We start from the raw sequence: 15463 nt of genomic DNA, 5'->3' as shown, positions 1-15463 counted from the left end.
ATTTATTTAATGTAATTCTCTCGCCCAAGGGATTACACGCCGCAGCAATACATCCACGGAAAAATAAAGGCAGAGAGTCATAATGATTAACATAAATAAAGCCGCAAACATCAAATCCACTTGCATCCGAGCATTTGCGTGTAACATTAAATAGCCTAACCCCTCTGAAGATCCGACCCACTCCCCCACCACTGCACCAATAGGGGCAATCGAAACCGCAATACGCAAGCCCGATGCTAAAGCAGGCAAAGCGGCAGGTAATTGCACTTTTAGCAATATTCTTAATGGCGAAACGCCCAAGGTTTTAGCGAGATCTAACCAATTCTTCGGGGTATGACGTAAGCCGTCAAAACAAGCAGCCGTTACGGGAAAGAAAATAATCAAAACCGTCATCACAATTTTTGATGCCAACCCATACCCGAACCAAAGCACAAGCAATGGAGCAATTGCAAACACAGGAATAGCTTGAGAAATCACCAAAATTGGCAGTAAAACACGAGAAAGGGTTCGAGAAAAATAGAGCAATAATGCAGTAAATAGCCCAAAACTACAGCCTAGTAGTAATCCAATTAAAATCTCAAGCAATGTAATTTGTGCGTGTTGCGACAGGAGTGAAAAGTGTGAAAAAAGCTTTATGACCACACTTTCAGGCGGTGGCAAAATATAATGGGGTAATGAGAAAAGTTGAGTACATAGCCACCATAAGCCAAATAAACTCAATAAGATCATAAGCGGTCGGATTAGTGAGAAGATTTGCAAAAATTTTTTCATATCTCACCGCTTGCTAGTTCAGCTAAAAGCCGTTGTTGTAACCCTAACACTTCCGCTTGTTGTGTGGCTTTTGGAGGGAAAATAGGGGCTGATATGCTGATTGGCTGATCTTTTAAGATAAAGATTTGATCACTTAATCGAATCGCTTCAAATGGGTCATGTGTGACCAATAGCACCGTTTTATTATCGAGTAACTCTTGGGTTAAATCTTGCAGTTGATGACGAGTTACCGCGTCTAGTGCGGAAAAAGGCTCATCAAGCAAAATTAAATTTGCCTCTTGCATCAGAACCCTTGCCAACGCCACACGTTGCCGTTGCCCACCCGAAAGCTGATAACAAGGCTTGTTAAGATGCTTATCCATCTTCACCGCTACCAACATTTGATAGGCCTTATCACAAGTTTCTGATGTTTTAGTTCCCGATAAATGAGCCTTTAACTGCACATTATCCAGCAGAGATAACCAAGGTAATAAATTATCTTGTTGTGCCATCCACGCAATCTTGGTTTCAGCTTGATAAATAATCTTTCCGCCTGTAATGGCTTCATTTTCTAAGCCTGCTATGGTGCGTAATAAGGTTGATTTCCCCACGCCTGACGTGCCGAGCAACGTTGACCACTTACCTGAAGAAAGCTGCCAATTCAAATGCTCAAATAGCGTTTGCGAACCAAAGACTAAAGAGAGATCACGAATCTCCACACACCACATACCAACACCTATCAGGATTTAAGCAGTGAATAAGGGAAATAACGAAAGATTAAAAATGGAATATTGAGAAAGGGATATTGTGGTTTTCATCGCTTAGTTTCCTACGGCAGCATTAACTGAATCAGGTTCACGGGTATCATCTCAGCTACAAGTAGCACCCCGACTAAATTGAAAACGAGTATAAGGGATATTAATGAGAATGCAAATGTTTTTACATTTATAGGCTACAACAATGTTACAAATTTGTGAAAATAAGACTTACATCACAGTTTTTTGATTAGATTTAAGGCATAATGCACTCCAAATAACTAGTGCTTTATAAATAGGCAGTTATCTCAAGGTTTTACCACTTTTTTTGGCATTACTCGCTATAATGGCGAGAGCTATAATCAATAAACGCATTTCAATAAGGTTAGGTATGTATGCAACATAAAAACTTTGATGACTGGGTAGCCTCGACCGCTTTCGGTGGAGCCAATCAATCTTATGTTGAAGAAATCTATGAACAGTATCTTGATGATCCTGAAAGTGTTGATGAAAGTTGGCAAGCAATTTTCGCTCAACTCCCGAAAACCAATGCGGTTGAACAACCGCACTCTACTGTAAAAGACTATTTCCGCCGTTTAGCTCGTGAAAATAGAGCTGAAGCAGTAACAGTGATTGACCCTGAAGCCAGTGCAAAATTGGTCAAAATTTTACAATTTATTAACGCTTACCGTTTTCGTGGACACCTTGAAGCGAAACTTGACCCACTCAATTACTACCGTTGGAAAACCTCTCAAGTTCCTGAATTAGATTACAGCCATCACGGTTTTACCGAAAAAGATCTTGATGAAACCTTTACTGTTGGACGTTATGTTTATAATAAAGAAACCATTACGCTCAAAGAGTTAGCCGAAGCCTTAAAAGAAACCTATTGTGGCAGCATTGGTCTTGAATTTATGCATATTCAAGATATGGAGCAGAAAAATTGGTTACAAACGAAAATGGAAAGTGTTTTAAATAAACCACTTTTCACCAAAGAAGAAAAAATCAATTTATTACAAGAATTAACTGCAGCCGACGGTTTGGAGCGTTATTTGGGTGCTAAATTCCCAGGGGCGAAACGTTTCTCACTAGAAGGAAGTGATGCATTTATTCCAATGATGAAAGAGATTATCCGCCACGCTGGTCGCCAAGGTATGAGCGATGTGGTAATGGGTATGGCACACCGCGGGCGTTTAAATATGCTAGTCAACGTACTCGGTAAAAAACCTGCGGAATTATTTGATGAATTTGCCGGTAAACACGCCGATGTAAATCGTACAGGTGATGTGAAATATCACCAAGGTTTCTCTTCTGATTTTGCTGTCGATGATAAACAAGTTCACTTAGCCCTCGCGTTCAACCCTTCTCACTTAGAAATTGTTAGTCCTGTGGTTATCGGTTCAGTTCGTGCAAGACAAAATCGTGTTTACGATAAAGAACATAATAAAGTCTTAGCGATTACTGTTCACGGTGACTCTGCAGTAGCAGGGCAAGGCGTGGTGCAAGAAACCTTAAATATGTCAAATGCGCGTGGTTATAAAGTGGGCGGTACTATTCGTATCGTAATCAATAACCAAATCGGCTTTACAACTTCTAACCCTAACGATACGCGTTCGACAGAATACTGTACAGATATTGCGAAGATGATCCAAGCACCAATCATTCACGTTAATGGTGATGATCCTGAAGCGGTAGCTTTTGCGGCAAGAATGGCTGTGGAATATCGTTGCTTATTCAAACGTGATATTTTTATTGATTTGATTTCTTATCGCCGTCACGGGCATAACGAAGCCGATGAGCCGTTAGCTACTCAGCCGATGATGTACAGCATTATCAAAAAACACCCAACTCCACGCAAAGTATATGCAGATCGCTTAATTGCTGAAGGCATTTTAACAGGCGATGAAGAGATTGAGATGATGAACCTCTATCGTGATGCGTTAGATAATGGTGATCGTGTTGTGCCTGAATGGCGTGAAATGGATACGGCAAAAATGGATTGGCTCCAATATCTCAATTATGAGTGGACAGAGCCTTATGAAAGCAAATTCCCACAAGAGCGTTTCTTAACCATTGCTAAACGTGTGTGTGAATATCCTGAAAGCGTAAAACCACATTCTCGTGTTGAGAAAATTTATAATGATCGTCGTGAAATGTATAAAGGCGAGAAACTATTAGATTGGGGTATGGCAGAAACAATGGCATACGCTACTTTATTAGATGACGGTATTCACGTTCGTTTATCTGGTGAAGATGCAGGACGTGGAACATTCTTCCATCGCCACGCTGTAATCCACAATCAAAATGATGGAACAGGCTATGTGCCATTAACGCAACTACACGCAAACCAAGGTCGCTTTGAAGTATGGGATTCTGTACTTTCTGAAGAAGCCGTATTAGCCTTTGAATATGGCTATGCAACAACTGATCCGAAAACACTAACCATTTGGGAAGCTCAATTCGGTGACTTTGCTAACGGTGCTCAAATTGTTATTGACCAATTTATTAGCTCTGGCGAACAAAAATGGGGCAGAATGTGTGGTTTAGTGATGTTATTACCACACGGTTATGAAGGACAAGGCCCTGAACACTCATCAGCTCGTTTAGAACGCTATTTACAGCTTTGTGCAGAACAAAATATGCAAGTTTGCATACCTTCAACTCCTGCACAGGTTTACCATATGCTACGCCGTCAAGCGATTCGTAAGGTTCGCCGTCCGTTAGTGGCAATTTCGCCAAAATCGTTACTTCGCCACCCGCTTGCAGTTTCTACCCTTGATGAGTTGATCAATGGTGAATTTAAAAATGTCATCGGTGAAATTGATGAGCTTGATCCAAAAGGGGTAAAACGTGTCGTGCTTTGCTCTGGTAAAGTATATTACGATCTTCTTGAGCAACGTCGTACAAATAATCAAACAGATGTGGCGATTATTCGTATTGAGCAGCTTTATCCTTATCCACACGATGAAGTCAGAAAAGTATTAGAACAATATGCACACGTTACTGATTATGTTTGGTGTCAAGAAGAGCCACAAAACCAAGGGGCTTGGTATTGTAGTAAACACAATTTTGAAGCCTCTATCCCAGAGAATGCGAAATTGAAATACGCTGGCAGACCAGCATCCGCCTCCCCTGCGGTGGGTTATATGTCGCTCCATACCAAACAACAGAAACAGTTGGTAAGTGATGCATTAACGCTCTAGTTTAAATCGTTTGCTCGGGCGTGTGATACGCCTTAGCAAGCGGTCGTTTTTGGCTAGATTTTTGCAAATTTTAAATGGGCGTATGCGATACGCCCTTATATAGAAATAAAAGGAAATAAACTATGACTATCGAAATTCTTGTTCCTGATCTTCCTGAATCTGTTGCTGATGCAACTGTTGCAACTTGGCATAAAAAAGTGGGCGATAGCGTAAAACGTGATGAAGTTATCGTTGAAATTGAAACGGATAAAGTGGTACTTGAAGTGCCTGCAACTAGTGATGGCGTTATTACTGAAATTCAGCAAGACACTGGTGCTACGGTTATTAGTAAACAAGTGCTTGGCGTACTTTCAGCGGTTCAAGCTGGCGATGTTAGCAGTGCAACCCTTGCTCAAAATGAGCCGACACCAGCAGATAGAAAATCGTCTGCGGTCGAAAATGATCACAGTGATGCAGACTCTCAAGGCCCTGCAGTTCGCCGTTTATTAGCTGAACACGGTTTAGATGCAAGTGAAGTAAAAGGCACAGGTGTTGGTGGACGTATTACTCGTGAGGATATTGAAGCTGTGGTTGCTAAACGTGCTAAAGCCAATATGGCAAAAGTGGCAGAGAAAGCTGAAAATACGATTAGTACCGTTGCCTACTCTGCTCGTAGCGAAAAACGTGTGCCAATGACCCGCTTACGCAAACGCATTGCCGAACGTTTACTTGAAGCAAAAAATACTACCGCAATGCTAACCACATTTAATGAAGTGGATATGCAGCCGATTATGAGCTTGCGTAAGCAATATGGTGATAAGTTTGAAAAACAACACGGCGTGCGTTTAGGCTTTATGTCGTTCTACATTAAAGCAGTTGTGGAAGCGTTAAAACGTTATCCAGAAGTGAATGCTTCTATTGATGGCGATGATGTGGTTTATCATAACTATTTTGATGTCAGCATTGCGGTTTCTACTCCACGTGGTTTAGTCACACCAGTTTTGCGTGATTGCGATAAACTTTCAATGGCTGAAATTGAGAAACAGATCAAAGCGTTAGCAGAAAAAGGTCGTGATGGTAAATTAACCGTTGAAGATTTAACAGGTGGTAACTTTACCATTACCAATGGTGGCGTATTTGGCTCCTTGATGTCTACACCAATCATCAACCCACCACAAAGTGCTATTTTAGGTATGCACGCAATTAAAGATCGCCCAGTGGCTGTTGATGGTCAGGTGGTAATCCGCCCAATGATGTATTTAGCACTCAGCTATGACCATCGTTTAATTGACGGTCGTGAGTCTGTTGGCTTCTTAGTGGCAATTAAAGATTTGCTTGAAGATCCAACTCGCTTGTTATTGGAAATTTAACCCCAAAAGAGACCGCTTGTAAGAATACAAGCGGTCTGATTTTAAGAAAATTTTGTAAATTTAAGGAGTATAAGAAATGCCAAATCCTGTTTCCTGGTTTGAAATTCATGTTGATGACTTACAACGAGCTAAAGCCTTTTATGAAGGTGTTTTTCAACATCCTTTAACAGAAAGTGATTGCCCATCAGGTAATGAATCGTCTATCTGTATCTTTTCTACTGACTATGAAGAATACGGTATTGGCGGAATGCTCTATACTGATAAAAATTATCCTATCATTCGAGGTAATAACTTTACTATTTTCTTTAATTGTGATGATTGTGCTGTTGAATCAGCAAGAGCCGAAGCATTTGGAGGAAAATTATTACAAGAAAAAACAAGTATTGGAGAAGAAGGCTTTTATGCTGTTGTTGAAGATTCAGAAGGTAACCGTATTGGGCTTCATTCAATGCAATAAGAAGTATGATTTGAAAAAAATTTTATAGCCAAATCTCCCCTAACCCCTCTTTGCTAAAGAGAGGAATTAGGTTGAAGAGACTTATTCTTTCATCTGAAAAATTAAAAATTGTATTGAAAAAATTCGATATTGAATTTTCGCTGGAACAAGTCCCCCTCTTTAGCAAAGAGGGGCTAGGGGAGATTTGGCAAACTCATAAAGCCGAAATTAAACACAACATAGGAACAACACAATGAACCTACATGAATATCAAGGCAAACAAATTTTTGCCCAATATAAGCTCCCTGTTAGTCGAGGGATCGCGTGCAAAACGGCTGATGAGGCTGTTGAAGCAATTAAACAATTAAGTGGCGATGCGTGGGCAATTAAATGCCAAGTACACGCTGGTGGTCGTGGTAAAGCTGGTGGCGTAAAACTTGTGCGTAACGAAGCTGAAGTACGTGAATTTGCAGATAAATGGTTGGGTAACCGTTTAGTTACCTTCCAAACAGATGCAAGTGGTCAGCCAGTCAATACGCTTTATGTTGAAGAAACCGCAAATATCGATCGTGAACTTTATTTAGGTGCTGTTATTGATCGCTCTTCACAAAAAGTTGTGTTTATGGCATCAAGTGCTGGTGGTATGAACATTGAAGAAGTGGCAGAAAAAACCCCTGAATTACTTCATAAAATTGCGATTGATCCTTTAACAGGCGGAATGGCTTATCAAGGACGTGAATTAGCCTTTAAATTAGGCTTATCAGGTGATCAGATCAAACAATTTACCTTTATTTTTACTCAACTTGCTAAATTATTTGTTGAGAAAGATTTGTCATTATTGGAGATCAACCCTCTTGTGACGACAAAAGAAGGCAATTTGCTCTGCTTAGATGCCAAAATGGTTGTAGATGGCAATGCGTTATATCGTCAGCCTGAACTTGCAGCAATGCAAGATCCGAGCCAAGATGACCCTCGTGAAGCCCTTGCAGAATCACATCAACTCAACTATGTCGCTTTAGATGGCAATATCGGCTGTATGGTAAATGGTGCGGGTTTGGCAATGGGAACAATGGATATTGTTAAACTTCATGGTGGTTTCCCTGCGAACTTCTTAGATGTGGGCGGTGGCGCAACAAAAGAACGTGTGGCAGAAGCATTCAAGATTATTTTATCGGATAAAGCAGTAAAAGCGGTTCTTGTTAATATCTTCGGTGGTATCGTCCGTTGTGATTTAATTGCAGATGGTATCATTGCTGCAGTAAATGAAGTGGGGGTAAACGTGCCTGTGGTCGTTCGCCTTGAAGGAAACAATGCAGAATTAGGACGTGAAATTTTAGCGAAGAGCGGATTAAATATTATTGCGGCGGCTACCTTAACAGATGCTGCAATTCAAGCGGTTAAGGCTGCGGAGGGTAAATAATGTCTATTTTAATTGATAAAAACACAAAAGTAATTTGCCAAGGTTTTACTGGTGGTCAAGGTACATTCCATTCTGAGCAAGCTCTCGCTTATGGTACACAATTAGTTGGTGGGGTTTCACCGGGTAAAGGCGGTTCAACCCATTTAGGATTACCTGTATTTAACACTGTGCGTGAAGCCGTAGAAGCAACGGGTGCAACAGCGACTGTGATTTATGTACCAGCACCTGGCTGTAAAGATGCGATTTTAGAAGCGGTTGATGCTGGCATTCAGTTAGTGATCTGTATCACTGAAGGTATTCCAACTTTAGATATGCTCCAAGTGAAACAACGCTTAAATCAAACAGGTGTGCGTATGATCGGCCCTAACTGCCCAGGTGTTATTACACCAGATGAGTGTAAAATCGGTATTATGCCAGGTAGCATTCACAAGAAAGGCAAAATTGGTATTGTTTCTCGTTCTGGTACATTAACTTACGAAGCAGTAAAACAAACGACTGATGAAGGTTTTGGGCAATCTACCTGTGTGGGTATCGGTGGCGACCCTATCCCTGGTTCAAACTTTATTGATATTCTGAAATTATTCCAAGATGACCCTGAAACCGAGGCCATTGTAATGATTGGTGAAATTGGTGGTTCTGCGGAAGAAGAAGCGGCGGCTTTCATTAAAGAATATGTCACTAAACCTGTCGTTAGCTATATTGCAGGGGTTACCGCACCAAAAGGCAAACGAATGGGGCACGCAGGTGCTATTATCAGTGGTGGTAAAGGTACTGCCGACGAGAAATTTGCAGCGCTTGAAGCAGCTGGTGTAACCACTGTTCGTAGTCTTGCGGATATTGGTTCCGCATTGCATAAAGCATTAAACCAATAACTCATTTAATAGATAGCCCCATTTAATTGGGGCTATTTTTCTCAATGCTATCTTTAATAGATTCTCTGCTCTTCCTGATTAAACATTTTTTTCTCACCTTTTCCATATAGTGTTTGGTAATAAAAATCATAAGCCAACACGTTTTGTACATAACCTCTCGTTTCTAAAAATGGAATGGTTGCAATAAATTCATCCATTGCTAATTTGCCGTCTGCACGTTGCAACCACCGCTCTACTCTACTTACCCCCGCATTGTAAGCCGCCGCAATTAAAATACGATTATTCGGGTATTTTTCATTTAACTCCGCTAAATGTGCCGTACCTAACATAATATTTTGAAATGGTTCAAGTAACTCCCTTTCATTGCCATAAGGTAAGTTCGCATTGTTCGCTGTGGCTTTCGCTGTAGCTGGCAACAACTGCATTAAGCCCATCGCATTAGCGTGAGAGCGCGCTTGGAAATTCCAAGCACTTTCTTGTCTGGAAATCGCCATTGCAAAACTTTGTGGAATTTTTTTATTCGCTAAATTGATCTCAAACCAATCAGCATAAGCATTTGGCAAGCGTAAGTTAATGTAATCCCACGCTTTCGCTTGAATCGTGCCTTCCACTGCCAAATCAAACCACTCTTGTTGAGTTGCATACTGTGTTAATGCCAGTTTTTCGTCAAAACTCACCGCTTTCTGTAACTCTACCCACGCAAGTTTTGCTGAACCAAAGCGTTCTAACTCTCGTAATTCAGCAATACGCTCTAAAGGTGCTTTAAATGTAGCATACTGTGTTTCAGTAAGACTTGGATGAGTCGGTAAGGTTAATTCATAAGGTTGATTTAGCTGATTAGCCGCTAACATTGGGTAAAAGCCACGCTCTTGAGCTAATTTTTCCAACAGTCTTTTCTGCTCTTGGGTTGGCTCTGTTTTTGCTTGCCAATAACGCCACTCTTGTTTGTTTTTAGCATCATCAGACAACAACGACAACCAAGGCTTTAACTCTGCTTTTTGTAGAATGGCAAGACGTAAACGGCGTTCGGTTAAGCTATCCACTTTGAGTTCTTGCAACTGTTCATCTCGCCAAAGTTGGAAAATCGGATCATTATGATCGAATAAACGGCTAATAAAACTGACCTTCCATTCTTTTAATTCATCAATGGTAAGCTGATATTTTTCTGCCCATTTTTGATACATTTCGAAACTAGGTTGTTCGTGTTGCTCTGATAATGTGCGGATAAATTTAGGGAAATGATCAAGTACAATGGCTTTATTCCAATGATCAAGCGGTTGGTTTTGTATAAAAATTGGCAAGTAACTGATATTATCAAATAAATTTTTAACATCGTTAAACCAACCTGATAATTCCTGCTTCGAATAATTTAAAGATAAATATGCCAAGCCTTTTTTTGCATTTTGTTTAAATAATCCGACCGCTTGGCTCTTAATTTTTTCATCGGTTAAAAAGCCTTGATCTCGCCAAAAAGAAGCTATTCCATTACATTCTGAAGGGAGTTTGTCATTATTCTTCCAATAGTTTGGTTCCATTTCAGGGCTATTTACCCCAAATTCATCGAATTTCTGTAATAACTGAGCTAATTCAGGTGAATTAGAGTTACTCTTTGTTGTCTGCTCAGCCTCTGGATTTGGTACGATTTTCTCTGCCAATAATTGATATTGTGCAGAAAATACTCGGCAATGGTTTTGCAAGGTTTGTGCAGGGTTATGCTCTGCGTACGCAATCAGTTCTGCAAATTTTTGTTGTTGGTAATAATGCTCAAAAATATTTTGTAAAAGTTGATTACGTTTCGCGATTTCTGGGTATTTTTGGCTAAATTGAATGGTCCAATCAATTCGATTTTGCCCCTCATTTGCTTCGTCACTTAACATTTTGGCTTTGAAGAAAAGCCAGTCTATTTCTTCCTGTAACGGATAATTTTTATCAACCAATTTTTCAGCAAGGGCTAATGTTTGTGCCGATACTTTGCCCTGTTTAATCGCAGCTTGTAATAACGATTCTACAATCAAAAAATTCTCACGCTGTTTGCGTAATTGCTTTTGTTGAGTTTGCTGTTCTGCTAACCATTGTTGTTTATCTTGTGCGATTTTTTCTGGGGACGATACCTGATTAACATTCGCCGCCATTGTCACGGCTGATGTTAGCCACAATGCTAGAAATGTTTTTTGCCACATTATTTTATCCTCTCTACAACCATTGAGTAGTATTAGAATACAAAAACCGCTTGAAGTTGCTCCAAGCGGTCTGTTTTATACAATTTTTTGCAAATTATTCGTCCATTACAACTTTTGCGATGTAATCTAAATTACGATAGCGTTGTGCGTAGTCAATACCATAACCGACAATAAATTCATCAGGAATAGCAAAGCCAATCCATTCCACTGGTACATCAACTTCTCGGCGAGATGGTTTATCTAATAAAGTACAAATAGCAACAGAACGTGGCTCTCGTGATTTTAAAATATCACGCACTTTATTAAGAGTAAAACCGGTATCAATAATATCTTCGACAATTAACACATCTTTACCGTTAATTTCTCCATCTAAATCTTTCAGAATTTTTACATCACGACTAGACTCTGTGCCTGTTCCATAACTGGATGCCGTTAAGAAATCAACTTCAACAGGTAAATTTAATTGACGAACAAGATCCGCCATAAACATAAATGAACCGCGTAATAGCCCAACAACCACAAGACTCTCACAATGATTATGCTGATAATAATGATTAATTTCTTTGGCTAATTCAGCAATGCGTTGCTGTACTTCTTGGGTAGTAATAAGGGTTTCAATGTGATGTTTTTTCATAATCTTAGCTTCTTCTAGCGAAAAAAACCTAATTCAAGCGAATTAGGTTTTAACTTTTGGTACAGGGCAAACAACCTATTTTTCCTTAGATAATAAAGCATTTTGTCTTTTTTGGCAAAACTAGTCTCAAGGATAAAACCGCATAAAAAAGCGAGACTAGGTAAATTCATATACCTTATTTGATTTTACCTTCATTTCCCACAAAATAGCTTCCATTACTATGAGGACAGTGTTGATACCTAGAAAGCAAAATCACGTTTCCCACTTACTAAGATTTACACCCCGATGAACATAAACGATATTTGTTTTTGACAATGGGAATGTTGGCAGTAAATCCCTATTCTGATAATTTAACACCATAAAAGGCAGTATAACCAAATGGACTTTGTGTAAAGCCTTGTACTCTCTTGCTTAGTGGAACATAGTTTATTGAGTGGGCAAGAGGAATAATTGGTGTATTCTGTTGAAAAATCTCGACAGCCTGTTGATAGAGTTTAATACGCTCTGCTCTATCTTGTGTTTGAACCGCTTGGTTTAGTAATTTTTCAAAAGTCTCATCAGTCCAACGTGAATAGTTAGTACCAGGAATATTTGACTTACTGAATAGTGGGAATAAGAAATTATCAGGATCACCATTACGGCTTGTCCAACCGTAAGTACCCGCAAAGAATTCCCCTTCACGAGTACGCTTATTAAAATCTGCCCATTCGTGAGTCACCAATTTTGCTTTAACACCAATTTTTGCCCAATCAGCCTGAATAATCTCTGCTGTACGGCGTGGATTAGGATTAGATGGGCGAACTACTGGCTGAACCCAGATTTCTGTTTCAAACCCATTAGGGTAACCTGCTTCTGCGAGTAGTGCTTTTGCTTTGTCTAAATTAAATTCATACTGCTGTAGATTAGCGTTATAGCCGAGAACTGCATCAGGAAAAGGATTACTTGCTACACTTCCACCGCCTTGATAGACCGCATCAACTATTGCTTTTTTATCCGTCGCGTGTTGCAATGCTTGACGAACTTTCACATTATTTAGCGCATCTTTGGTTGTATTTAAACCAATGTAAGCTAAATTTAACCCTTCACGCTCAAGTAAATTGACTTTTGGATCGTGTTTCATTTGTGCAATGTCTGAGATATTAGGGAAATCAATCACATCACATTCTCCTGCTTTTAATTTAGCATAACGAGTTCCCGCATCAGGGGTAATGCTGAAAATAAGGCGTTCTATATCCGCTTTCCCCTTCCAATAATCTTGATTTGCTTGATAGCGTACAGCGTGGTCTGTTTGATAAACCTGAAAGACAAATGGTCCTGTTCCGATAGGTTGTTGATCTAATAATTCAGGTGTATTTTTCTCAAGTAGCTTATCTGCATATTCCTTAGAGTAAATAGATAAGAAATCCATTGCAAGCGTAGTAATAAATGGAGTATTCGGTTGAGTTAAGGTGATTTTTACAGTGTGGTCATCCACTTTTTCTACATTCTTGAGAATATTGTGCAAGTTCATCCAGTTGAAATAGAAATATGTGCCCGCTGAAACTGTATGGTAAGGATGATTTTTATCTGCTTGTCGCAAGAAAGAGAAAATCACATCGTCTGCATTGAATGCTCTAGTCGGTGAAAATGTTTTACTGGAGTGGAATTTAACATCTTTACGCAAATGAAAAGTGTAGGTTAATCCATCTTCACTAATTTCCCAGCGTTCAGCTAAGCTTGGTTCAATCTCTAAAGTGCCTGGTTTAAATTCAACAAGTCGATTATAAACCTGCTGTGAGCTGGCATTAAAATCGTTAGCATCATTTGTTATAGCTGGGCTAAGCTTCATCGGGGGAGTTGCAATACAGTTTACTAAAGTATTCGCTGGAGCAGAGAAAACTAAAGAAGCTGAACCTAGTAAACTTAAAGATATGACTAATTTAGAAAAACGCATAAACTTAGTTCCTTAATGTTTTAATTACTGAAATTTATATGAAAATATACAGACTATTTGGAAAATTAAAATAACAAAACTAACTAAGTAATAATGAATTGGTATGAGGAATGAAATTTTAGATTGGATTTTCAGAAGACCACAATTTGTGATCTTCTGCCCTTTATATCAGTTATATGAAAAACCTTACTAGTTACTCAAACAACGCGGCGTGTAAGGCACGAATAATCTCGTCTGCTTCGTGGTTTTGAACAAGTGTACAAACGTTGTTCGTACTTGCACCATAGCCAATTAAACGAACGTTATAAGGTGCTAATGTGTCAAATAGCTGTTTAGCAATACCTGATTGAGTGTGCAAATTGTTCCCGATAATAGCCACTAACGCTAAATCCGTTTCAACCTGAACATTGCAGTATTGACGAAGTTCCGTTAATAATTCTTCAGATAACATATCTGCGCCAGAAGATGCCGAACCTGTTTTATCCAATGTAATCGCAATGCTGACTTCCGAAGTTGTGATCACATCAACTGAAATTTTATGTTTAGTTAAAATCGCAAATACATTCGCTAAGAAACCTTGAGCGTATAGCATACTTAAACTAGAGAGTGTTAGTAGAATTTGATTACGGCGTAATGCTAACGCTCGGAAAGTTGGGCGTGGTTGAGGATCACGAGTGACCCAAGTTCCACCTTGTTCAGGCGCTTTACTTGAACCCACATACACAGGAATATTGCTACGCACCGCAGGTAATAAGGTAGCAGGATGAAGCACTTTCGCACCAAATGTTGCCATTTCAGCCGCTTCGTTGAAACTAATGGTATCAATACGTTTTGCATCAGGCACCACTCTCGGATCCGTTGTATAAATACCAGGAACGTCCGTCCAAATTAACACATCATTTGCGTTTAATACTTCTGCTAATAATGCCGCAGAGTAATCACTACCGCCACGTCCCAGTGTAGTCGTTTTCCCTTCAGCATCACGCCCGATAAATCCTTGTGTGATCACAATCTTACCTTCAGCAAGTAATGGTTTTAATACGGCATCTGTTTGTTGTTGCGTTTTTTCATCGTTAGGAGCTGCTTTACCAAAATGGCTATTCGTAGCCACAACATTACGCACATCCACCCATACTGCAGGGTAATTTCTTTCCGCTAATAATTGCGTAAAAATAAGAGTGGACATCATCTCTCCGTGACAGATCAATTCATCCGTTAGTGCTAGAGAGGTTGCTAAACTAGCAGAGTCAGCCAACGCAGTAATATGCTGTAAAATCTCTTCAATTTTTGCTGAAACAGCATCAGGTTTTTGCAACTTATTGATAATATTATATTGAATAGTACGAACTGCATCTAAAATTTCACTACGACGATTAGCATCGCAACCATTTGCAAGTTCAACTAAGTAGTTTGTAACACCAGCCGATGCAGAAAGAACCACAACTTTTGTATTAGCATCTGCCATTACAATGTTTGCACAAGCAGACATTGCGTCAAAATTAGCCACACTAGTACCACCAAATTTCGCCACAGAAAGATGAGACATATTAGAAATTTCCTATATTATAAAAATGAATTGTGTTTACAAATGCAAGAGATGAGACTAAAAACAGGAAAATGTAGGTAGTAAATCGTTGGGAAACAAATTTAAGAGCACTCCATTTAAAACCCCTTGTTTTAAACGACAGCTGATAGGATTCAACCTACTCAGCCGATGTTCATTCCTGTTCTAGTGAATTCACATCTCGGCAATCATTCCCATTGCTTACTCTCAAACGGTCTAGTTCCCTAAAGTAAGTTACCTGAATGTTGCGCCTCTCCCGCTATAATGCCAGTTTAAGCCATTATAACTTTCTTTCGCTTAACAACGAAAAACAGACATAGAAATAACTTTTTATTATTTCTATGTCAAATTAAATTTATTAAACAAG

At 39.5% G+C, this 15463-nt stretch carries 11 protein-coding genes and 2 riboswitches; of the genes, 5 read left to right on the top strand and 6 right to left on the bottom strand.

Annotated elements, in window-relative coordinates; translation table 11 throughout:
• Window positions 1-6: 6 nt before the first annotated feature.
• Window positions 7-771 (bottom strand): ABC transporter permease, encoded by a 765-nt coding sequence (locus A1D26_RS07520; RefSeq protein ID WP_157403436.1) that lies wholly within the window; start codon window positions 769-771, stop codon window positions 7-9.
• Complete coding sequence (locus A1D26_RS07515; protein WP_157403435.1) at window positions 768-1478, bottom strand: ABC transporter ATP-binding protein; 711 nt, start codon at window positions 1476-1478, stop codon at window positions 768-770. Before A1D26_RS07515 ends, A1D26_RS07520 begins: the two co-directional genes overlap by 4 nt.
• 81 nt (window positions 1479-1559) lie before the next feature.
• A riboswitch (TPP riboswitch) is annotated at window positions 1560-1650 on the bottom strand.
• 250 nt (window positions 1651-1900) lie between these two features.
• Between A1D26_RS07515 and sucA the strand changes: the two genes are divergently transcribed.
• The 5 genes from sucA to sucD all read left to right on the top strand — a co-directional run bounded on the left by sucA (window position 1901) and on the right by sucD (window position 8785).
• Window positions 1901-4708, top strand: coding sequence for a 2-oxoglutarate dehydrogenase E1 component (gene sucA, locus A1D26_RS07510; RefSeq protein ID WP_157403434.1), 2808 nt, complete (start codon window positions 1901-1903; stop codon window positions 4706-4708).
• Between the two features lie 122 nt (window positions 4709-4830).
• Window positions 4831-6057, top strand: a complete 1227-nt coding sequence (odhB, locus tag A1D26_RS07505; protein WP_157403433.1) for a 2-oxoglutarate dehydrogenase complex dihydrolipoyllysine-residue succinyltransferase — start codon at window positions 4831-4833, stop codon at window positions 6055-6057.
• 76 nt (window positions 6058-6133) lie between these two features.
• Complete coding sequence (locus tag A1D26_RS07500; protein WP_157403432.1) at window positions 6134-6514, top strand: VOC family protein; 381 nt, start codon at window positions 6134-6136, stop codon at window positions 6512-6514.
• A gap of 232 nt (window positions 6515-6746) precedes the next feature.
• The gene (sucC, locus tag A1D26_RS07495) at window positions 6747-7913 is read left to right on the top strand and encodes an ADP-forming succinate--CoA ligase subunit beta (protein WP_157395609.1); all 1167 of its coding nucleotides are present in this window, start codon (window positions 6747-6749) and stop codon (window positions 7911-7913) included.
• Window positions 7913-8785, top strand: coding sequence for a succinate--CoA ligase subunit alpha (gene sucD / locus A1D26_RS07490; protein ID WP_157403431.1), 873 nt, complete (start codon window positions 7913-7915; stop codon window positions 8783-8785). Before sucC ends, sucD begins: the two co-directional genes overlap by 1 nt.
• Before the next feature lie 53 nt (window positions 8786-8838).
• Here sucD and A1D26_RS07485 read toward each other — a convergent pair whose 3' ends face one another.
• From A1D26_RS07485 to lysC, 4 genes are all read right to left on the bottom strand, one after another.
• Window positions 8839-10965 (bottom strand): transglycosylase SLT domain-containing protein, encoded by a 2127-nt coding sequence (locus A1D26_RS07485; RefSeq protein WP_157403430.1) that lies wholly within the window; start codon window positions 10963-10965, stop codon window positions 8839-8841.
• A gap of 94 nt (window positions 10966-11059) precedes the next feature.
• Complete coding sequence (gene hpt / locus A1D26_RS07480) at window positions 11060-11599, bottom strand: hypoxanthine phosphoribosyltransferase (RefSeq protein ID WP_157403429.1); 540 nt, start codon at window positions 11597-11599, stop codon at window positions 11060-11062.
• A gap of 337 nt (window positions 11600-11936) precedes the next feature.
• Complete coding sequence (locus tag A1D26_RS07475) at window positions 11937-13532, bottom strand: ABC transporter substrate-binding protein (protein ID WP_157403428.1); 1596 nt, start codon at window positions 13530-13532, stop codon at window positions 11937-11939.
• Window positions 13533-13725: 193 nt separating this feature from the next.
• Window positions 13726-15078 carry a lysine-sensitive aspartokinase 3 gene (gene lysC, locus A1D26_RS07470; RefSeq protein WP_157403427.1) on the bottom strand — a complete coding sequence of 451 codons (1353 nt, stop codon included), beginning with the start codon at window positions 15076-15078 and terminating at the stop codon, window positions 13726-13728.
• 97 nt (window positions 15079-15175) lie between these two features.
• A riboswitch (Lysine riboswitch) is annotated at window positions 15176-15360 on the bottom strand.
• Between the last annotated feature and the right edge of the window lie 103 nt (window positions 15361-15463).

The organism is Ursidibacter maritimus, from assembly GCF_009761395.1.
GTDB classification, from domain to species: Bacteria; Pseudomonadota; Gammaproteobacteria; order Enterobacterales; family Pasteurellaceae; genus Ursidibacter; species Ursidibacter maritimus.
This window is presented reverse-complemented; position numbering and strand designations above follow the sequence as displayed.

Coding starts and splice junctions, on each gene's coding strand:
- odhB (WP_157403433.1), top strand. CDS start 4,831: ATGACTATCGAAATTCTTGTTCCTGATCTTCCTGAATCTGTTGCTGAT.
- sucD (WP_157403431.1), top strand. CDS start 7,913: ATGTCTATTTTAATTGATAAAAACACAAAAGTAATTTGCCAAGGTTTT.
- sucA (WP_157403434.1), top strand. CDS start 1,901: ATGCAACATAAAAACTTTGATGACTGGGTAGCCTCGACCGCTTTCGGT.
- lysC (WP_157403427.1), bottom strand. CDS start 15,078: ATGTCTCATCTTTCTGTGGCGAAATTTGGTGGTACTAGTGTGGCTAAT.
- A1D26_RS07520 (WP_157403436.1), bottom strand. CDS start 771: ATGAAAAAATTTTTGCAAATCTTCTCACTAATCCGACCGCTTATGATC.
- A1D26_RS07515 (WP_157403435.1), bottom strand. CDS start 1,478: ATGTGGTGTGTGGAGATTCGTGATCTCTCTTTAGTCTTTGGTTCGCAA.
- A1D26_RS07485 (WP_157403430.1), bottom strand. CDS start 10,965: ATGTGGCAAAAAACATTTCTAGCATTGTGGCTAACATCAGCCGTGACA.
- A1D26_RS07475 (WP_157403428.1), bottom strand. CDS start 13,532: ATGCGTTTTTCTAAATTAGTCATATCTTTAAGTTTACTAGGTTCAGCT.
- A1D26_RS07500 (WP_157403432.1), top strand. CDS start 6,134: ATGCCAAATCCTGTTTCCTGGTTTGAAATTCATGTTGATGACTTACAA.
- sucC (WP_157395609.1), top strand. CDS start 6,747: ATGAACCTACATGAATATCAAGGCAAACAAATTTTTGCCCAATATAAG.
- hpt (WP_157403429.1), bottom strand. CDS start 11,599: ATGAAAAAACATCACATTGAAACCCTTATTACTACCCAAGAAGTACAG.